This window comes from Pseudooceanicola aestuariicola (genome assembly GCF_045763785.1).
In the GTDB taxonomy this organism is placed as follows: Bacteria; Pseudomonadota; Alphaproteobacteria; order Rhodobacterales; family Rhodobacteraceae; genus Pseudooceanicola.
On sequence record NZ_JBJGSF010000001.1, the window covers coordinates 1,168,255 to 1,188,294 of the forward strand.

General features: G+C 61.4%; 20 protein-coding genes. 13 read left to right on the forward strand and 7 right to left on the reverse strand.

The window, feature by feature from the left end; genetic code table 11:
• Positions 1–79 precede the first annotated feature (79 nt).
• From ACI3GR_RS05270 to ACI3GR_RS05280, 3 genes are all read right to left on the reverse strand, one after another.
• On the reverse strand, positions 80–316 hold the full coding sequence (locus ACI3GR_RS05270; protein WP_407493031.1) for an Lrp/AsnC ligand binding domain-containing protein: 237 nt from the start codon (positions 314–316) through the stop codon (positions 80–82).
• A 134-nt stretch (positions 317–450) separates the two neighbouring features.
• A complete protein-coding gene (locus tag ACI3GR_RS05275; protein ID WP_407493032.1) occupies positions 451–1,938 on the reverse strand; it encodes a flavin-containing monooxygenase in 1,488 nt (495 codons plus the stop codon).
• Positions 1,939–1,950: 12 nt separating this feature from the next.
• A complete protein-coding gene (locus ACI3GR_RS05280) occupies positions 1,951–2,388 on the reverse strand; it encodes a cupin domain-containing protein (RefSeq protein ID WP_407493033.1) in 438 nt (145 codons plus the stop codon).
• 127 nt (positions 2,389–2,515) lie between these two features.
• Here ACI3GR_RS05280 and ACI3GR_RS05285 point away from each other — a divergent pair, with 127 nt between their 5' ends.
• Positions 2,516–3,523, forward strand: coding sequence for an AraC family transcriptional regulator (locus ACI3GR_RS05285; protein WP_407493034.1), 1,008 nt, complete (start codon positions 2,516–2,518; stop codon positions 3,521–3,523).
• A 174-nt stretch (positions 3,524–3,697) separates the two neighbouring features.
• Here ACI3GR_RS05285 and ACI3GR_RS05290 read toward each other — a convergent pair whose 3' ends face one another.
• From ACI3GR_RS05290 to ACI3GR_RS05305, 4 genes are all read right to left on the reverse strand, one after another.
• Positions 3,698–5,332, reverse strand: a complete 1,635-nt coding sequence (locus ACI3GR_RS05290; protein WP_407493035.1) for an AMP-binding protein — start codon at positions 5,330–5,332, stop codon at positions 3,698–3,700.
• 68 nt (positions 5,333–5,400) lie between these two features.
• On the reverse strand, positions 5,401–6,561 hold the full coding sequence (locus ACI3GR_RS05295) for an acyl-CoA dehydrogenase family protein (protein WP_407493036.1): 1,161 nt from the start codon (positions 6,559–6,561) through the stop codon (positions 5,401–5,403).
• Positions 6,561–7,361, reverse strand: coding sequence for an enoyl-CoA hydratase family protein (locus ACI3GR_RS05300; protein WP_407493037.1), 801 nt, complete (start codon positions 7,359–7,361; stop codon positions 6,561–6,563). The genes ACI3GR_RS05295 and ACI3GR_RS05300 overlap by 1 nt, the downstream gene beginning before the upstream one ends.
• Positions 7,358–7,843 (reverse strand): MarR family winged helix-turn-helix transcriptional regulator, encoded by a 486-nt coding sequence (locus ACI3GR_RS05305; protein ID WP_407493604.1) that lies wholly within the window; start codon positions 7,841–7,843, stop codon positions 7,358–7,360. The genes ACI3GR_RS05300 and ACI3GR_RS05305 overlap by 4 nt, the downstream gene beginning before the upstream one ends.
• Before the next feature lie 229 nt (positions 7,844–8,072).
• Between ACI3GR_RS05305 and ACI3GR_RS05310 the strand changes: the two genes are divergently transcribed.
• The 12 genes from ACI3GR_RS05310 to ACI3GR_RS05365 all read left to right on the forward strand — a co-directional run bounded on the left by ACI3GR_RS05310 (position 8,073) and on the right by ACI3GR_RS05365 (position 20,023).
• The gene (locus ACI3GR_RS05310; RefSeq protein WP_407493038.1) at positions 8,073–8,915 is read left to right on the forward strand and encodes a hormone-sensitive lipase; all 843 of its coding nucleotides are present in this window, start codon (positions 8,073–8,075) and stop codon (positions 8,913–8,915) included.
• A gap of 111 nt (positions 8,916–9,026) precedes the next feature.
• Positions 9,027–10,214 carry an ABC transporter substrate-binding protein gene (locus ACI3GR_RS05315; RefSeq protein ID WP_407493039.1) on the forward strand — a complete coding sequence of 396 codons (1,188 nt, stop codon included), beginning with the start codon at positions 9,027–9,029 and terminating at the stop codon, positions 10,212–10,214.
• Positions 10,215–10,261: 47 nt separating this feature from the next.
• Complete coding sequence (locus ACI3GR_RS05320) at positions 10,262–11,179, forward strand: branched-chain amino acid ABC transporter permease (RefSeq protein ID WP_407493040.1); 918 nt, start codon at positions 10,262–10,264, stop codon at positions 11,177–11,179.
• Positions 11,176–12,171: a branched-chain amino acid ABC transporter permease gene (locus tag ACI3GR_RS05325; protein WP_407493041.1), complete on the forward strand. Its 996-nt coding sequence runs from the start codon at positions 11,176–11,178 to the stop codon at positions 12,169–12,171. Before ACI3GR_RS05320 ends, ACI3GR_RS05325 begins: the two co-directional genes overlap by 4 nt.
• Positions 12,168–12,923 (forward strand): ABC transporter ATP-binding protein, encoded by a 756-nt coding sequence (locus ACI3GR_RS05330; protein WP_407493042.1) that lies wholly within the window; start codon positions 12,168–12,170, stop codon positions 12,921–12,923. The genes ACI3GR_RS05325 and ACI3GR_RS05330 overlap by 4 nt, the downstream gene beginning before the upstream one ends.
• Positions 12,923–13,609 (forward strand): ABC transporter ATP-binding protein, encoded by a 687-nt coding sequence (locus ACI3GR_RS05335; RefSeq protein ID WP_407493043.1) that lies wholly within the window; start codon positions 12,923–12,925, stop codon positions 13,607–13,609. Before ACI3GR_RS05330 ends, ACI3GR_RS05335 begins: the two co-directional genes overlap by 1 nt.
• Positions 13,610–13,627: 18 nt before the next feature.
• Positions 13,628–14,074 carry a cupin domain-containing protein gene (locus ACI3GR_RS05340; RefSeq protein WP_407493044.1) on the forward strand — a complete coding sequence of 149 codons (447 nt, stop codon included), beginning with the start codon at positions 13,628–13,630 and terminating at the stop codon, positions 14,072–14,074.
• 3 nt (positions 14,075–14,077) lie between these two features.
• Positions 14,078–15,325: a flavin-dependent oxidoreductase gene (locus ACI3GR_RS05345; RefSeq protein WP_407493045.1), complete on the forward strand. Its 1,248-nt coding sequence runs from the start codon at positions 14,078–14,080 to the stop codon at positions 15,323–15,325.
• A gap of 46 nt (positions 15,326–15,371) precedes the next feature.
• The gene (locus ACI3GR_RS05350; RefSeq protein ID WP_407493046.1) at positions 15,372–16,202 is read left to right on the forward strand and encodes a tryptophan 2,3-dioxygenase; all 831 of its coding nucleotides are present in this window, start codon (positions 15,372–15,374) and stop codon (positions 16,200–16,202) included.
• Positions 16,199–17,386 carry a kynureninase gene (kynU, locus tag ACI3GR_RS05355; protein WP_407493047.1) on the forward strand — a complete coding sequence of 396 codons (1,188 nt, stop codon included), beginning with the start codon at positions 16,199–16,201 and terminating at the stop codon, positions 17,384–17,386. The genes ACI3GR_RS05350 and kynU overlap by 4 nt, the downstream gene beginning before the upstream one ends.
• Positions 17,387–17,565: 179 nt before the next feature.
• Complete coding sequence (locus ACI3GR_RS05360) at positions 17,566–18,600, forward strand: histone deacetylase family protein (RefSeq protein ID WP_407493048.1); 1,035 nt, start codon at positions 17,566–17,568, stop codon at positions 18,598–18,600.
• A gap of 40 nt (positions 18,601–18,640) precedes the next feature.
• Positions 18,641–20,023: an aspartate aminotransferase family protein gene (locus ACI3GR_RS05365; RefSeq protein WP_407493049.1), complete on the forward strand. Its 1,383-nt coding sequence runs from the start codon at positions 18,641–18,643 to the stop codon at positions 20,021–20,023.
• The last annotated feature ends 17 nt before the right edge of the window (positions 20,024–20,040 follow it).

A 20,040-nucleotide genomic window follows, 5' to 3' on the forward strand; every position in this document is an offset into this window, starting at 1 on the left:
GCTATCCGTCCTGCCTGTGTCCGGGCAGGGGGTGTTTGCGTAGAATTCTGGCCGTGAAGCCCGGTTTAGGACGCCCGGCTTAGAACGCCTTAAACGTCAGCGTGGTATAGCTGCGCACGATCCCGTCGATCCCGCTAAGGTGCTGGTTCACGAACCGGCCGATGTCTTCGCCATCGGGCACGTAGACCTTGATCAAAAGGTCATAATTGCCGCTGGTCGAATAGATCTCGGAATGGAATTCCCGGTCCACGATCGCCTCGGCCACGTCGTAGGTTTCGCCGATCTCACATTGCAACTGGATGAAAACGCACTGCATGTCGGTGTCCTTTGTCAAAGTTCATGGCCCGCCCCCTTTTTGCCGGGGCCGGAGGGCCTCGTAAATGATCAAATCGCGGGATGCGCGGGAAAAGGGTCACGGGGGGCGTCGAACTTAGTCCCGTGACCCCTGACTTACCCGGCGTGATACTGCGGGGTGGTTTGCAGAAATTCCCCATAGGCCGTGGCATTCGGCGGCGTGAAGGTTTCGACCACGGGGTTCGACCTCTTCCAGCGCTTCGCGCCCATGTCCTGCAGCAACTCGTCAAAGTGGCGGAAATGGAAGGGGGCAGAGCATAGACCACCATAGACCTGCGCTGCGGGCCGTTCCTTGCGGCGCCAGTGCAGCATGTCTTCGATATTGCGCTCCATCTCTTCCCGGCTGGGCTGTTTGGCCAATTGCCCGTCCATATAGCGCACCAGCCAATTGGCGATCATTTCCGCCGACAGCACGGTACAGAAGGACGAATTGAACCCGACAAAGCCCATGTCCGGCAGGTCCGGGTTCACGGCAAGGCGATAGGTCCGGTACTGGCCGTCGTCTTCGATCAGCTTGTCACGGTATTCCTGCGCCAGATAGGGGATGCCCAGTTTCCAGCCCACCGCAAGGATCGACAGATCGCAGGGGATCACATCGCCCGTGGTCAGTTTGACCTTGCCCGGTTCATAGCTGTCGATGCTGCCGATGACCGGTTTGATGCGGCCCGCGTTCAGTTCTTCGAACAGGCCCGGCGTGACGATGGGCAGGGAACACGAGGCTTCTTTCTCGATCGGGTCTTTGGGCACCATGTTGTGCTTCTTCAGGCCCAGTTGCAGCTTTAGCAGCGTCTCCAGCCCGCGGAAGTTGGCCCAGACCAGCGGCTTGGTGATCGCCGCCATCATCTTGGCGCCTGCACCACGGGTCCAGCCGTTAAACTGCATCTCTTGCGCCCGCATGTAGAGCAGCTTTTTGAAGTTAATGCCGCCAACAAAGTAAGGCACCCGCCAGACGTTTTCGCGATAGACCAGATGCACCGATTTCGCGCCATTCCGCGCCGCGTTCACCGCGATGTCGGTACCGGATTTCGACGCCCCCAGAACCACGATATTCTTGCCCTCGCACATCGATGGATCGGTGTAATCGGACGAATGCAGAACCGTGCCGCCCGCGTCGGCAAAGGCGTCCTGACCGGGATGAGAGATGATGTTCTTTTCCGAAAACTGACCCGTGCAAATGGCCACGAAATCAAAGTCTTCGGTCCATTCGTTCGCCCCGGACCGCAGCGTCAGTGTCCAGCCCGCCGCGCCATCCGCGCGTCGATCCATCGACAGCACTTCGGTGTTCAGTTTGAACAGCCGCCCCAGCCGATGTTTTGCGGCATAGGAATGCAGATAGGCATGCACCTGCGGACCCTTGGGCCATTCGGGATAATCCGACGGCATCGGCAGATCGGTGTAGCGGTACAAATCCTTGGGCGATTGCGTCTGCACGTCCGGATAAGACCGCGACAATTCCCAGACGCCCCCGAAATCATGGCTGCGTTCAAAGCCACAGACCCGGTGCCCTTTTTCATCAAAGGCCTTGGCAGCGGCAAGGCCAGAGACCCCGCCGCCGATCACGGCCACCTTTTTGCGATTGACCATGTGCCGCCCCCCTTATTCCGCCGGCGGAGGCAGGAAATCGACCTCGTGCTCGGCCGAGATACGCACCAGTTCTTCGGGGTCGGTGACGCCGTCGAGGTTGGTGAACAGATCAAAGATCTTGCGCGACGGGGCGACGCCAAAGACGCAGGTCGCCTCGGCCCCTGATGCGTTGGTGATGCCATGCGCGATGCCCATCGGCATCTTGATCGTGTCGCCGGGGCCGGCTTTGACCACCTTATCGCCGAACGCGACCTCTAGGTTGCCGGTTAGCATGACGATCCATTCGTCCTGCGTCGGGTGAATATGCGGCGGCACGCCGGTGCCATCGGGGATCACCGCATGCCAGATCATCGCGTTTTCGCTGTGAAGCTTGGGGGTGTAGGTGTGGCCAACGACATTCCATTGCTTGCCGTCGACAGAGCCGTCAGTTGGGGTGACGCCTGGTTCCATTGTCTTGTCTCCTGTTGATGCGGGGCACGTACGGCCCCGTCACCTTCAGCCTGCACGACTTTCAGACAGCCCATTATCCATTTTGCGAATCCGATTGGCGCAGAGGTTCTTCAAGCTTGAAATAAATGTGACACTCGCCCAGACTTTGATCATGAAAGAGGCCGCGCCCCATGTTTCGCAGGACCTGCTGTCGGGATTTACGATCCTGCAGACCCAAGACCTGTCCGAAGCGCGCGCGGTCGTGGGGCAGGCGTTTTGCGATCACCGGCTGGATATCCGGCATGGCACGCGTCTGAACGTCAGCCATGACCACGTCAGCGGGGCCGAGGTGTCGTTGAACGCCTTAGGCTATGGCGCGGAGGTCGAGATTGATCCCGGCCAGCTTCAGCATTTCTACCTGCTACAGTTCCCCTTGGCTGGCCACGCCCGCATCCGCCATCGCGGTGAAACGATTGATGCGGGGGCAGGGATGGCCACGATCCTCAACCCTGATCGTGAGACGCGCATGACCTGGGGCGAGGGGTGTCGGAAACTGCTGTTGCAGGTTAATCGCGGCCATCTGGAGCGCGTCGCCCAAGATTTGATCGGGGCAGAACTGCCCGGCGCCGTGCGGTTCGATCCCCGCGTTGATCTGACGTCAGAGGGCGGCCAGCGGCTGTTCCAACGCGTCACCGCCGCCGCGCGCGCCGCCACGGATGGGGAATTGTGGCACGATGGACCGGGCCTGAACGAGGCATGGGCGGAACGCGAACTCGCGACCGTTTTGTTGGAAAACCAGCCCAGCAACGTCAGCCATATGCTGTGGCGCAGCCGCCGCATGCCGACATCGCGCGAAATGCGGCGGGCGTTGGACTACCTGCACGCAAACCTGAGTGAGCCACTGCGGGTCGAAGATATCGCCCGCGAGGCCGGGCTGAATGTCCGGTCGCTGCAACTGGGGTTCAAGAAGGTGTTCGGCCTGTCCCCGATGCGCTACCTGCGCGACGTTCGGCTGGATGCGGCACGGTATCGGCTATCGCGCCGCCAGAACCGCGAAAGCGTGACGGATGTCGCCTATTCCGTGGGGTTCACGCACCTTGGGCGGTTCAGCCAGGACTACCGCGCGCGGTTTGGGGTCAGCCCGAGCGTGGGGTAGAGTTCCGGTATTCTGAAATCCGTGGGGATGAACCTATGAGGTCTGTCCCGCCCGGCGGCACGCCGGGCTGCGCCCTGTTGCCCGACAGGGGATTGCATAGCAATCGCCCGAGAGGGACCCGCCCCCTCGGGCCGTCGCAGCCCTCCGATCGAATGAACGAAGGGAGACCGATGGTTACTTCTTCAACCGGAACCGCTGAATTTTCCCCGACTCTGTCTTCGGCAGCGCCTCCGTAAAGACCACAGACCGGGGGTACTTATACGGCGCAATCGTCGCTTTCACGTGTTCCTGCAAGGCTTTGACCAGCTTGTCGCCCGGCGCGTGACCCTCGGCGACGACGACATGTGCCTCTACGATCGTGCCACGATCTTCATCCGGTTGGCCTACCACCGCGCATTCGACCACTGCCGGATGCGACAGCAGGGCCGCTTCGACCTCGGGGCCCGCGATGTTGTAGCCCGACGACACGATCATGTCGTCGTTCCGCGCGGCAAAATGCAGGTAGCCGTCTTCGTCCATGAAGAACGCGTCGCCAGTGATGTTCCAGCCGTCCAGCACGTATTTCTTTTGCCGATCGTCCGCCATGTAGCGGCAGCCAATCGGCCCGCGCACGGCCAGACGGCCCACGGTGCCGCGCGGCACCTCGACGCCGTCGTCGTCGATCACCTTGGCCTCGTACCCGTTGACGGGTTTGCCGGTGCAGGCGGGTTTGTGGTCGTCGAAACGGTTGGTGATGAAGATGTGTAGCATCTCGGTCGCGCCGATCCCGTCCAGCATCGGTTTGCCGGTCTTCTCGATCCATTCCTCATAGACCGGGGCGGGCAGGGTTTCCCCGGCAGACACCGCAGCGCGCAGGGTGGACAGATCCGCGCCTTCATCCATCGCGCGCAGCATGGCGCGATAAGCGGTGGGGGCGGTGAAGCTGACCGTTGCTTTGTATTTCTGAATGATTTCAATCATGTTGGGCGGGCTGGCGTTCTCCAACAGGGTCGCCGCCGCGCCAAAGCGCAGGGGGAAGACGGCCAGACCGCCAAGCCCAAAGGTAAAGGCCAGTGGGGGAGAGCCGACAAAGACATCCTCGGGCGTGACACCCAGAACTTCCTTAGCGTAGCCGTCCGCGATGATCAGGATGTCGCGGTGGAAATGCATCGTCGCTTTGGGCGATCCGGTCGTGCCGGAGGTAAAACCCAAAAGCGCCACGTCGTCCCGGCCTGTTTTCACCGCATCGAACATCACCGATTTTTCCAGCGCCAGCCGATCCAGTTCCGCATCATGGTTCGACGTGCCGTCAAACCCCACAACCTTTTCAAGATATTCCGAGGTCTTCGCGCAGGTCGCCATTTCGTCCATCAAACGCGTGTCGCAAAATGCGAACTGGATATGCGCCTTGTCGACGATGGCCGTCAGCTCTCCGGCGCGGAGCAGGGGCATGGTGTTCACCACCACCGCGCCCGCCTTGGTCGCGGCCAGCCAGACGGCGACCATCGCGGGGTTGTTGGCGGATCGGATCAGCACGCGGTTGCCGGGCTGAACGCCCAAGTCTTCGACCATCGCGTGGGCCAGACGGTTGGTCCAATCGGCCAGTTCTTTATACGTCCGGCGACGGCCATTGCCGATCAGCGCGGTGTGATCGCCAAAGCCTTTTTCCACCATCGCATCAGTCAGTTCGACGCCGACGTTCAGGTAATCGGGATAGTCGAAGCCATCCAGCAGCAGGTCCGGCCATTGATCCGCAGGGGGCAGATTATCCCGCGTGTATGTGTCGACATGGGCCGAGGGGCCGAGGTTGAGGGTCTGTGCTGCACTCATGGTTTTCGATCTCCCGGTTGCCGGCCCATGTCTTTTGTTCTTTTGGCCGGTCGTTTTCTAAGGTTGCACTATCCCGCCAAGGCCGCGTCGAGCGTCTGGCGGGCGATGATGACTTTCTGGACGTCGGACGCGCCCTCGTAGATGCGAAGCGCCCGAATTTCGCGGTAAAGTCTTTCGACTGTGTTACCGGACCGTACGCCGTCCCCTCCGTGCAGCTGCACGGCTGCGTCGATGACCTTCTGCGCCTCGTCGGTGGAGAAAAGCTTGGCCATGGCGGCTTCGCGGCTGACGCGGGGGGCGCCGCTGTCCTTGGTCCATGCGGCGCGGTAGATCAGCAGGGCAGAGGCATCGACCCGCAGCGCCATTTCGGCGATGTGCGCCTGCACCATCTGCAGATCGGCCAGCGGTTTGCCCTGAACCTGACGCGCCATGACGCGGGACGTGGCTTCATCCAGCGCGCGACGGGCAAACCCTAGGGCGGCGGCGGCAACGGTGGTGCGGAAGACGTCCAGCACCGACATGGCGATCTTGAAGCCTTGGCCCGGTTGACCGATCAGCGCCGATTTCGGCAGTCGCGCGCCGGTAAAGCGCAGCGTGGCCAGCGGGTGCGGCGCAATGGTGTCCAGCCGTTCGGCAATCTCGAACCCCGGCGTATCGGCGGGCACGATGAAGGCCGACAGCCCCTTGGCCCCCGGACCTTCGCCAGTGCGGGCGAAAAGCGTGTAGACGTCCGCGATCCCACCATTCGAAATCCACGTCTTTTCGCCGTCCAGAACCCAAGCGTCCCCATCGTCCCGCGCGGTCATAGTCGAATTCGCCACGTCGGACCCAGACTGCGGTTCCGTCAGCGCAAAAGCTGAAATCGCCTTGCCAGAGCGGGTGAGTGGCAGCCATTCGTCCTGCTGCGCCTGAGAGCCGAAAAGCGAAATCGCCCCGGTCCCAAGTCCCTGCATCGCAAAGGCAAAATCGGCCAGCCCGTCGTGCCGCGCCAGCGTTTCGCGGGTCAGACACAGGGTGCGCACGTCCAAGGGCTGTGGATTGGCGGGATCAACCGCCGAAGGTTCGAGCCAGCCATCCGCGCCCAGTTTCGCCACCAGATCGCGGCAGGCGTTGTCGGTGTCATGGTGGTCGATCTCTCCCAGCCCGGCGCACCATTTATCCAGCCCAAGGGCGTGGTCTTTGTGCGCGGGCGTCAGGAACGGCCAGTCGAGGTAGGTCTGATCGGCCATCAGTTGCCCTCGAACACGGGTTTTTCCTTCGCGACGAAGGCGTTGAAGGCGCGCGTGAAGTCTTCGGTCTGCATGCAGATCGCCTGAGCCTGCGCTTCGGCCTCGATCGCCTGATCAAGGCTCATGTTCCATTCCTGCTGCAGCATGGTCTTGGTCATCATGTGCCCAAAATTCGGGCCTTCGGCGATCTTCTTGGCCCATGCGACGGCCTCGGATTCCAGATCGTCAGCGGAGACAAGGCGGTTCCAGAACCCCCACCGTTCGCCTTCGTCCGCGTTCATGGCGCGGCCGGTATAGAGCAGTTCGTTCGCACGGCCTTGACCGATGATGCGGGGCAGCATGGCGCAGGCGCCCATGTCACAGCCAGCAAGGCCAACGCGGGTGAAGAGGAACGCGCATTTCGCCTCGGGCGTGGCCATCCGCAGGTCCGACGCCATGGCGATGATCGCGCCGGCGCCGACACAGACGCCATCGGCGGCGGTGATGATCGGCTTGCCGCAGTTGATCATGGATTTCACCAGATCGCCCGTCATCCGGGTGAACTGCAGCAGTTCCTTCATCGACATCTTGGTCAGCGGGCCGATGATGTCGTGCACATCGCCACCCGACGAAAAGTTGCCACCGTTGGAGGCAAAGACCACCGCTTTGACCTCATCATCATAATGCAGGTCGCGGAACCAGTCGCGCAGCTCAGCATAGCTGTCGAAGGTCAGGGGGTTCTTGCGGTCGGGGCGGTCCAGCCGGATCGTGGCGATCCCGTCCTCGATGCTGCACAGAAAGTGTTTCGTATCGGCCCTCATTGGGCATCCTCCTCATCGTCGTCGTGACGGCTGATGCCGTCGAAATGGTCCGAGAACATGCGCGCCTCCTCTGGTGTGAAACCAGCGAGCAGTTCATTGATCCACGCCTCATGCGCGGCGGCCTGATTGGCGAAAACCTCTTGCCCCTTATTCGTCAGCCGGACGAGCGATGCGCGGCGGTCGCCGGGGACCTGTACGCGGACGACAAGACCTTCTTCGGCCAGACGATCCACGATGCCGGTGACATTGCCGTTGGACACGCGCAGCACGCCGCTCAGCGCGCTCATCTTCAGGCCGTCCTTGTAGCGGGCCAGCGCCGCCATGACGTCGAACCGGGGCAGGGTAGAGCTGAACTCGGTCCGCAGACGTTCACGTAGCTGCGCTTCGACGTTGCGAGTGGTCTTCAGCATCCGCAGCCACATGCGCAGCCGTTCTTTCGAAGCTGTCCCGGTCGCCGTGTCAGGGGCCGTTTCGGTCCCCATAGGGCCGCCGTCAGTCGTCGTGATATGATGTTCAGGCACCTGTCGTTCCGCCATGCATTTCGGGGTCAATGTCAAAAGGCTAGGCAGCGTCAAAAAATATTTCAAGCAAAAAAGGTTTTAGCTTGAAATATATTTCGAGCCGCGTAACGATCAGCTTAACGAAGGGCGTTTTCAGCCGCATGATTGGCGGGAGTGACCCATAAAACAAGGTCGAATAGGGAAGTATGCGATGGTTGCCTTCGCCGTGACAGACTGGGACGATGCCTACGAAAATGGCAAGAATATCCCCGGCGGTTCGAATTATCCGACGGCTTGGGAAGAGCCTTCTGCCTCTTTTCGCGCCGCTGCGAATGGCCGTCTGGATGTCGCCTACGGACAGGGCGATCGGCACCGCTATGATCTGTTCCTGCCCGAGGGTGAGCCGATTGGTTTGTTCGTCTTCGTGCATGGCGGATACTGGATGGCGTTGGACAAATCTTACTGGTCCCATCTGGCCGCCGGACCCATCGCACGCGGCTGGGCTGTGATGATGCCGTCCTATGATCTGTGCCCCGACGTGACGATCGCCGAGATCACTGCGCAGGTGGGGGCGGCCATCACGCATGCAGCCCAAGATATCGCAGGCCCCATCGTTCTAAGCGGCCATTCCGCGGGCGGCCATCTGGTTACGGCTATGATGTGCCATGACAGCCCACTGTCCGATACGATGCGGAGCCGTCTGGATCATGTCCTGTCGATCTCGGGCGTGCACGATCTGCGGCCCATGACCCAGATGTGGCGCAAAGAGGCGCTGCAACTGGATATGGACACGGCCACAGCACAAAGCCCGGTGCTGAAGCTGCCGCTGGACGGTGTGCAGCTGACCACATGGGTCGGCGGCGGAGAGCGTGAGGAATTCCTGCGCCAATCGGCGCTGCTGTCGAACATCTGGCATGGGCTGGGATGCCTGACGCAGAATGTCGTCGCCCCGGACCGCCACCACTTTAACGTCATCGACGCCCTTGCCGATCCGGACGGGCCAATGCTGCGCACCGTACTGGGCGCGGCCGAAGAGAAGGTGATCAGAAAATAACTTGCATGTGCAGGGCGATACGCCGCTGAATGACGGGTGTCGCGCTGACCGCATAGGCCAAGCGCCCAAACAGACGGCAAAAGCCGCACCAAACCAACCAGGGAGTTCATGATGAACCATAAATCCAAACTGCTTGCTTCCACCCTGCTGGCCATGGGGATGACCACCCCGGCTTTCGCGCAGGATGTCCCCGCATCTGCCAATGACGACGTGCTGAAAATCGGCCTCGTCTACACTCTGTCCGGCCCGCCCGCCGCCCTTGGCGAACAGGCGCGCGACGGCTTTATGCTGGCGGCTGAAAAGCTGGGTGAAATCGGTGGCATGGAAACCGAAATCATCGTCATCGACGACGAAGGCAAACCCGATCTGGCGGCTGAAAAGGCGCGCGAACTGGTGCAGCGTGAGAACGTCGATTTCGTTGTTGGCCCGATCTTCTCCAACATCCTGATGGCGATGGTTCAGCCCGTCACCTCGACCGGGACGATCCTGATTTCGACCAACGCGGGCACCTCCACGCTTGCGGGCGAGTCGTGCAACCCGAACTTCTTCACCACGTCCTACCAGAACGACCAGAACCACGAGGTCATGGGCGCCTATGCGGAACAGCAGGGCTATAAGAACGTGTTCCTGATGACGCCCAACTATCAGGCGGGCAAGGACAGCCAGGCGGGGTTCAAGAACTCCTACACCGGCGGCACCGCAGGTGAAGTCTACACCGAACTGGGGCAGCTGGATTTCTCGTCCGAGCTGGCGCAGATCGCAGCGTTCCAGCCTGACGCGGTCTTTACCTTCATGCCCGGCGGGATGGGTGTGAACCTTGTGAAGCAGTACAGCCAAGCGGGTCTGACCTCGATCCCGTTCCTGTCGGCCTTCACCGTGGACGAAACCACGCTGCCCGCGACGCAGGATGCGGCTGTTGGTATGCTGGGCGGCGCGAACTGGGCACCCGATTTGGACAACGAAGCCAACAAGGAATTCGTTGACGCCTATATCGCGAAATACAACGCCGTTCCCGGCACCTACGCGATGCAGGCCTACGACGCGGCCCAGTTGATCGACAGCGCCGTCAAGAAACTTGGCGGAGACCTGACCGACCGTGACGCCCTGCGCGCGGCGATCCACGAAGCTGACTTTGACAGCCCGCGCGGCGATTTCTCCTTCGGGTCCAACAACTTCCCCATCCAGGACTTCTACCTGGTCGAGGCGGTGAAGCGCGAAGACGGCATGTACGGCACGTCGATCAAAGAGAAGATCTTTGACGATTACGTCGATAACTACGCTGCACAGTGCGAAATGTGATCTGACTTAAAATCCAATAAAAACAATAAAGCCGGGAGATCGCGACCATGATGAACCTGTTTGTTCTGCAACTTCTCAATGGGGTCCAGCTGGGTGTCCTGCTGTTCCTCATTGCGGCGGGGCTGACGCTGGTGTTCGGGATCATGGACGTGATCAACCTGGCGCATGGTGTCCTCTACATGGTGGGCGCCTACCTGATCGCCACGTTCGCGGCAGCGACCGGCAGTTTTTGGTGGGGTCTCCTGCTGATGCTGCCGGCCGCGGTTCTGGTCGGGCTGGTGGTCGAATTCGTCGTGATGCGACGATTATATGCACGCTCTCACCTTGATCAGGTGCTGGCGACCTTCGGGTTGGTGATGATCGCGAACGAAGCGGTCAAGATGGTCTGGGGAACATCGCCCCTGTCCGTGCCCATGCCCGAGATCTTTTCCGGCTCTGTCCCGCTGATGGGGCCGCTGAAATACCCCGTCTATCGGATCGCCATCATCGCGTCCGGTCTGGCCGTGGCCGCGGGGCTGTTCATCATGGTCAACTACACCCGCGTCGGCATGTTGCTGCGGGCAGGGGCCACCAACCGCGATACCGTGTCCGCCCTTGGCGTCGACATCAATCGCCTGTTCGCCATCGTCTTTACCCTTGGTGCTGTGCTGGCCTGCCTGTCGGGGGCCTTGGTCGCGCCGATCCTGTCGGTTGATACCGGCATGGGGGAAAGCGTGCTGATCCTGACCTTCGTGGTCGTGGTGATCGGCGGCATCGGGTCGATCAAAGGGGCCTTCCTTGGCGCGCTTCTGGTGGCCGTGGTGGATACCGTCGGCGGTGTCTTCGGGCCGATCTGGCTGCGCAGCTTCTTTGATCCGTCGGTGGCGGGGCAGGTGGGCCGCGTTCTAGCACCGATGCTGGTCTACATCCTGATGGCGGTGATCCTGTTCGCCAAACCCGCCGGCCTGTTCGGGAGACGCGCATGACCGACCTGACTGCAAGCTCTGCCCCCGCCACACGGCGTCCGGCCCTCACGGGTCGGGTCAAGGCAGCCCTGATCCTTTTCGTTCTGTTCGCGCTGATGCCGCCGCTGGCCTCGGCCCTAGACGATCCTTTCTACATCCTGATCGGCACCCGTATTCTGGCCTATGCCATCGCCGCCATGGCACTGGACCTGATCCTTGGCTACGGCGCGATGGTCAGCTTTGGGCACGCCGCCTATCTGGGGTTCGGGGCCTATGCCGTGGCCATCATGCAAAGATGGGGCGTCAACGATCTGATCGTCCAGATCCTGTTCGCCATCGGCATGTCCAGTGTCTTTGCCCTGATCACGGGCGCGATTTCCCTGCGCACCAAGGGCGTCTATTTCATCATGATCACGCTGGCCTTCTGCCAGATGGCGTTCTTCTTCTTCATCTCGCTGTCGGCCTATGGCGGTGACGATGGCGTGGCGCTGGCCGAACGGTCGACGGTGCTGGGGATGGACCTTCTGGGGACGGATTTCGGCCTCTACTACGTGACGCTCGTCATGCTGATCGCGCTGTTCTTTGTCTGCCACCGCATCGTCGGGTCGCGCTTTGGCCGTGTGCTGACGGGCATCCGCGAAAACCCGACTCGGATCGAAGCCATCGGCTTTTCGCCCTTCCGCTATCAACTGACGGCCTTCGTCATCTCGGCCTGCATCACGGCCATCGCGGGGGTCGTGCTGGCCAATCAGGCACAGTTCGTGTCGCCCGCCTTCATGTCCTGGCACAAGTCGGGCGAACTGATCGTGATGGTGGTGCTGGGCGGCGTAGGCACGCTGGCAGGCCCCATCGCGGGCGCGGTCGCCGCGCTGTTGCTAGAGGAATGGCTGGGCCACTTCTCGGACAACTGGCGGCTGTATTTCGGGATCTTTCTTGTGTTGATGGTGCTGTTCTCACCGCATGGCATCACCGGCGTTCTTAAGAAAATGGGTATCGTGAGGGGGCAGGAATGACATCGCTGACCGTCACCAATCTGAACAAAAGCTTCGGCGCGCTGAAGGTCACGGACGATGTGTCCCTGTCCGTCGAGCCGGGGGAAATCCACGCCATTATCGGGCCGAACGGCGCGGGCAAGACGACGCTGATTTCTCAGTTGTCGGGCCAGTTGAACAGCGACACCGGCACGGTTGCCATTGGCGATACCGACATCACGCGGCTGTCCATGCCCGATCGGGTCAGGCTGGGTCTGGCACGGTCTTTTCAGATCACATCTGTTCTGCCCGGGTTTACCGCGCTGGAAAACGTGGCTTTGGCCGTGCAGGCGCGCGAAGGGTCGTCCTTTCGGTTCTTCGGCGACGTGGCGGGCGAAGAGGCGTTGAACGAAGCGGCGCTCTTGTCCCTGCGCGAGGCGGGGCTGGACGACCGGGCGCATGTGCTGGCCAAATCGCTTAGCCATGGGGAACACCGCCGTTTGGAGCTGGCGATCGCCTTGGCCACCAACCCCAAGGTACTGCTGCTGGACGAACCTCTGGCAGGCGTGGGTGGTGAGGATGCCGATACCTTTGTCGAGAACCTGCAAAAGATGAAAGGCCGCTTTACCATGGTTCTGATCGAACACGACATGGACGCGGTCTTTGCCTTGGCCGACCGGGTTTCGGTGCTGGTCTACGGCCGCATCATCGCCACCGGCGCCCCTGACGCGATCCGCAATGACCCGCAGGTGCGCGCCGCCTATCTGGGCGAAGAAGAAGGGGAGGCCGCCTGATGCTGGACGTCAACGGGCTGGAAGCGGGCTATGGCGACAGCCAGATCCTCTTTGGGATCGACCTGCACGTCGGCAAGGGCGAGGTCGTCACCCTTCTGGGCCGCAACGGGATGGGCAAGACCACGACGATCAAGTCGATCTTTGGGCTGGTCAAACCGCGTGCCGGATCGATCAAGGTGGGTGGTAAGAACCTAACCGGGGCAGACCCGCACCGCATCGCGCTGGCCGGGCTTGGATATGTGCCCGAAGGTCGCCAAATCTTTCCGACGCTGTCGGTCGAAGAGAATCTGCGCGCCACCGCCCGTCCGGGAAAGTGGACAATCCAAGGGATTTACGAGCTATTTCCCCGACTTCGTGAACGACGCCGGAACATGGGCAACCAATTATCAGGCGGTGAACAACAAATGTTGGCCATCGGTCGTGCCCTGATGACCAACCCCCATCTGGTCGTTCTGGACGAGGCTACAGAGGGCCTAGCGCCCCTGATCCGCGCCGACATCTGGGCCTGCCTTCAGCGCTTGAAGGACGAAGGCGAGGCCATTCTAGTCATTGACAAAAATGTCGATGCATTAACCAAATTCGCAGATCGGCATGTGGTGATCGAGAAAGGCCGTGTCGTTTGGGAGGGGACCACGGCCAAGATTCTCGCGACACCCGAGGTCAAAGACCGCTTTTTGCACGTCTGAATAAAAGGAGCCCTTTAGATGAAACCTGGCGTTACCCGTTCCAATTCCGGCATCGAAGATATCAGTTGGAATATCCTCGGCCAGACTTATGTGCCGAAACAGAAATCCAAGAACTCGATGGCGTGGCACGCGACCCTGCCCAAGGGCACCTTCGTGCCGCCGCACATCCATCCGACGCAGGACGAATTCATCTATGTGCTGGATGGCCGTTTCGACGTGATCCTGAACGGTGTCGAAACTTACGCTGAACCGGGTGACCTGATCCGGCTGCCGATGAACATCCCGCACGGCATCTACAACAAGACCGATCAGACCATCAAATGCCTGTTCTGGGTGTCTCCGACCCGGCGGCTGTTCGATCTGTTCTGGGCGCTGCATAACCTTGGCCCCGACGCCAACCCGGCGGATGTGGTGGCGGTCTCGGCCCAGCACGAGGTCGACTTCCTCCCGCCCGAGGAGGATTGATCCATGAAGGTCATTATCGCAGGGGCGGGCATCGGTGGGCTGACAACAGCCCTGATGCTGCACGCCCGTGGCATCGACGTGAAACTGTACGAAGCGGCCCGCGAAGTGCGCGAGGTCGGCGTCGGCATCAACGTTCTGCCCCACGCCATTCGTGAACTTGAACAACTGGGCCTGCTGCCTGATCTGGACGAGGTCGGCGTGCGCACCCGCAAGCTCACCTACCTGACCCGTCAGGGCCAAGAGGTTTGGTCGGAACTGCGTGGCATGTACGCAGGCCACGATGTGCCCCAGTTCTCGATCCACCGGGGTCGGTTGCAAAAGGTCATCTATGACGCCGTGATTGAACGGCTGGGCAAGAAGGCCATCAAGACGGGCCGCCGCCTTGCAGGCTTTGTTCAGGACGAAGCAGGCGTGACCGCGCATTTCACCGACGCGCTGAAGGGCGACGGTGGCAAGACGGTTCGTGGCGACGTGCTGATCTGCGCCGATGGCATCCATTCCGCCGGTCGCAAGGTGTTCTACCCCGGAGAGCAATCGCCGTCGTGGCAGGGCGTCGTCATGTGGCGCGGTGCGACCGAATTCCCGGTGTGGGAAGACGGGGAAAGCATGGCCATCGGTGGCGGTCTGGGCGGTAAATTCGTGCTCTACCCCATCGCGCCCGCCAAGAAGGGCAAGCAGCTGATGAACTGGGTGGTGAACGTGCGGATCAAGGATCCGCTGGTGTCGCCGCCGCCGCCCGACAACTGGTCGCGTCGCGCATCGCTGGCGCAGGTTCTGCCCCATGCGTTGCGGTTCCACGTCCCGGACATGGATATCGGCAAGCTGGTCAAAAAGACCCCCGAGATCTTTGAATACCCGATGGCCGACCGCGATCCGCTGCCGCGCTGGACCTTTGGCCGCGTGACGCTGCTGGGCGATGCGGCGCACCCGATGTATCCCGTGGGATCGAACGGCGCGTCTCAGGCGATACTTGATGCGCGCTGTCTGGCGGACAATCTGCACAAGGCCGAACATCCGCGCGCCGCGCTCTACGCTTATGAGAAAGAGCGTCTGCCCAAGACGGCAGAGGTGGTGCACACCAATCGCCGCGGCGGGCCAGAGCGGGTGATCGACGAGGTCGAAAAGCTTGCCCCCGCCGGGTTCAACACGGTGGACGATGTTCTGTCGTACGAAGACCGCCGGGCGATCGTCGGCGGCTATGCCAACATGGCGGGCTTTTCACGCGTCACGGTGGCGCGCCGGGTGTCGTAATCCGGCGGCCTTGCCGCGCTAATATATTTTGGGGGGAGGGCGTGGCATGAGCAGCTACGATCCGGGTCAGGACGGCGCGAAAATGTCGTTCGCGCAGGACATGAGCTATATCGACTATCTGGGCCTCGACCCCATTCTCGGGGCCCAGTCGCCCCGGTCGGACGCCCATGATGAGATGCTGTTCATCATTCAGCACCAGACGTCCGAGCTGTGGATGCGTCTGGCTTTGCACGAGTTGTCGTCGGCCCGCACGGCCCTGACGGGCGGAGAATTTCGGCAGGCATTCAAGATGCTGACCCGCGTGGCGCGCATCTTTGATCAGTTGAACGGCGCGTGGGACGTGCTGCGCACCATGACCCCAAGCGAATACACCAAGTTCCGGACCGAACTTGGCGCGTCCTCGGGGTTTCAGTCGCACCAGTACCGGCTGATCGAATATATCCTTGGCAACCGCAACAGGTCGATGATGAAGGTGCACGAACACCGGCCCGAACTGTACCAGATGCTGGAGCAGGAGCTGCGTACCCCGTCGCTGTACCATGCGGCGCTACACGCGCTAGAGGCGGAGTTGGGCGTTACCTTCGACCCCGACATCTACCGCATGGATGAGCCGCACAAGACCAGTGAGGCGGTGACCGACGCGTGGATCAAGGTCTACCAATCGCCGGACGAGTATTGGACGCTTTATGAACTGGCCGAAAAGCTGGTCGATCTTGAGGATTACTTCCGACGCTGGCGGTTCAACCACGTCACCACCGTCGAACGCATCATCGGCTTCAAACGCGGCACCGGCGGCACGTCGGGCGTGCAATACCTGCGACGCATGCTCGAGGTCGAGCTTTTCCCCGAACTCTGGACGCTACGAGGTGCCCTATGACCCTGCCCGTGAAGGACCGGTTTCACCTGCCCGAAGGGATGATCTATCTGGATGGTAACTCTCTCGGGCCGCTGCCTAAAGGGGTGGAGGCCGCGGTGTCCAAGATGATCACCGACCAGTGGGGCGCGCATCTGATCAAGGGCTGGAATGTCGACGACTGGATGGCGATGCCGCTGCGGATCGGCAACCGTCTGGCCGCCATGATGGGCGCGGCGGATGAAACGATCACCATGGGCGACACCCTGTCGATCAAGGTCTATCAGGCGCTGGCCGCCGGGTTGGAAATGCGCCCCGACCGTCGCGTGATCCTAAGCGACAGCGGCAACTTTCCGTCCGATCTTTACATGGCCGAAGGGTTGATCAAGCTGCTGGGCGGCACCTACCAGTTGCGCATCGTCGCCCCGGAGGAGGTCGAGGCCGCGATGACCGACGACGTCGCCGTCGCCATGATCACGCAGGTCGATTACCGCACGGGCCGGATGCACGACATGGCCGGGATCACCAAGGCCGCCCATGCGGCAGGCGCGGTGATGCTGTGGGACTTAGCGCATAGCGCGGGGGCTGTGCCCGTGGACCTTGGCGGTTGTGGCTGCGAATTCGCCGTGGGCTGCACCTACAAATACCTCAACGGCGGGCCGGGCGCGCCCGCGTTCATTTATGTCCGTCCCGACCTGATCGGCGACACCCAGCCCGCGCTTAGCGGCTGGCTGGGCCATGACGCGCCTTTCGCCTTCGAACAATCCTACCGCCCCGCGCCGGGCATCGAACGGATGCTCGTCGGCACGCCGCCGGTCATCGCCCTGACGGCTTTGGAATGCGCGCTGGACGCGTGGAACGGGGTCGAGATGGCAGAGCTGCGCGCCGCCAGCCTGCACTTGTCCGAAGTATTCATCGAAGAGGTCGAGGCCCGCTGCCCCGACCTGACATTGGCCAGCCCGCGCGACGGCAACCAGCGCGGCAGTCAGGTGTCCTTTGCTTTCGAGAATGGCTACGCCGCGATGCAGGCCCTGATCGCCCGTGACGTGATCGGCGATTTCCGCGCGCCCAATATTATGCGGTTCGGGTTTACGCCGCTTTATCTGGACGAAGGCGATGTCAGACGCGCGGTCGATATTCTGGCTGATATCCTCGACAATCGTCTGTGGGACACGCCCGAATACAAGCAGACTAATCGCGTGACCTAAGCCTCGTCGGTGCAGGGATGTGGGGGCTGATACATTCCCAAACCCACGCAGACCCCGCGAAAAGGTCATGCATTGAATGCAGCCCCGCTTGTGCGCAATGATCGCACGGCGGGCGATTGCCTTTGCCCCGACATTTGATGTGGGATCGGCACGCGACGCCACCCACAGGAGGAGCCATCATGAAATGTTTCTACGCCAAATCGACCGAGGCGCATGATCCGCAATTCCGCCTGTCATTGGGACGGATCGCCCGCAACGCCGAACAGGCCGAACGTGCGCGGCTGCTATTGGCCGGGTTGGATCGCCTTGGCTGGGACGCGACCGAACCGGAGCCCGTGCCGCGCGAGGTGCTGGAAAAGGTTCATACCCAAGAGCTGCTGAACTTTCTTGAGACCGGCTGGGCAGAGTGGCAGGCGCTGCCCGAGGCGGGGCCAGAGGTCGTGCCCAACGTCCATGCCCTGAACCGCGTGCGCAGCTATCCCAAACATATCATCGGGCGGGCAGGCTGGCACATGGGCGACACCTCCGCCCCCTTGGCGCAGCATTCGTGGCAGGCGACGTTAGGGGCTGCCAGTGCCGCGCATGACGCAGCCCGCGCCGTGGCGCAGGGTTACAGTGTGGCCTACGCCCTGTGCCGCCCGCCCGGGCATCACAGTTCGGCCGATGTCATCGCCGGGCATTGCATGATGAACTGCGCGGCCATCGCGGTTGAAACGCTAAAACCCACCCATGACCGGATCGCCGTGCTGGATATCGACGTGCACCACGGCAATGGCACGCAGGATATCTTTTACGACCGTGACGATGTTCTGTTCGCTTCTGTCCACGCTACGCCCGAAACCTATTACCCGTTCTTCGTAGGTCACGCCCATGAAACCGGCAGCGGCGCGGGCGACGGTTATAATCTGAACATTCCGCTGGCCCAAAGCACCGGCGACGACGGCTGGACCGATGCCATCGCGACAGCCCTTGACCGCGTGCAAAGTTTCAAGCCTGATGCGCTTGTGGTCAGCCTTGGGCTTGATGCACACGAGAATGATCCACTCAAGGGATTGCAGGTCACCTTCGACGGTTTCCGACGCGCGGGTCAGATGATCGCCGCCGCCGGTCTGCCCACCGTTCTGGTGCAGGAGGGCGGATATCTGTCGCCGGACCTGACGACATCGCTTGTGGCATACATGGCCGGTCACGCCGGTCTGGATATCGATATTTGAAATCGCGCCAACGCGCCCCCGAACTCATGGGAGAGACATGATGAACACGCGGTCCAATTCGCTGCACGAAACTGACATTGCCTATCAGGTGCACCCCTATACCAATGCCCGTGCGCATGAAGAACAGGGGCCCATGATCATTACCAAGGGCGAAGGCTGCTATGTCTACGACAGCGAAGGTAAAAAGTACCTCGAAGGTCTGGCGGGCCTGTGGTCGGTCGCGGTCGGTTTCTCTCAGCCCCGTCTGGTCGAGGCGGCAGCGAAACAGATGGCCGAACTGCCCTACATCCAGAACTTTGCCCATAAGGCCCACGCGCCGGGCATCCTGATGGCCGAAAAGCTGGTCGAGATGACGCCAGAGCATCTGACCAAATGTTTCTTCACCAACTCCGGGTCCGAGGCGAACGACACGGTCGTCAAATTCGTCTGGTTCATGAACAACATGCTGGGCCGGCCCGAGAAGAAGAAGTTCCTTGCGCGTAATAAGGGCTATCACGGGATCACCGTGGCCTCTGGGTCGCTGACCGGGCTGCCGGGCAACCAGAAAGGGTTCGACCTGCCTGCGATCCCCGTCATCCACCTGACCTGTCCGCACCATTACCGGTGGGCGCACGACGGCGAAAGCGAAGCCGAGTTCACAGCCCGCCTGCTGAAAGAAGCCGAAGACACGATCATCGCTGAAGGCCCCGAAACCATCGCCGCCTTTATTGGTGAGCCTGTCATGGGCGCCGGTGGCGTGATGACCCCGCCCGAAGGCTACTGGCCGGGGATGGAGGCGATCTGCCGGAAATACGACATCCTCATGATCTCGGACGAGGTGATCAACGGCTTTGGCCGCACGGGCCATCCCTTTGGCTGCCAGACTTATGGGTTCAAGCCCGACATCATGACCGTGTCGAAACAGCTGACCTCGTCCTACATGCCGCTGGCCGCGATCCTTATGTCGGACGAAGTTTATCAGGTCATCGCTGACTATACCGCTGAACTGGGCACTCTAGGTCACGGCTTTACCGCGGGCGGCAACCCCGTGGCCTGTGCTGTGGGTCTGGAAAACCTTGCGATCATCGAAGAAGAAGACCTGATGGGCAACGCGGCCCGTCTGGCGGATCGTCTGCAATCTGGCCTGCGTAAATTCTCGGACCACCCGCTGGTGGGCGAGGTGCGCGGCATCGGCCTGATCGCGGGCGTGGAACTGGTGGCGGACAAGGCCACCAAGAAAAGCTTTGAACCCGGTGGCAAGATCGCAGCCGTCGCCGCCAAGATGGCGGCAGAAGAAGGCCTGATCATCCGCAATATCTATGAAACCATCGGCATCTGCCCGCCCATGATCATCACCGCCGAACAGGTGGATGAACTGCTGGAAAAACTGCGCCGCGCTCTGGACCGCACGCTGGAATGGGCCAAGGCCGAAGGTCTGAAGTAACTTCGGACGTTAGGATC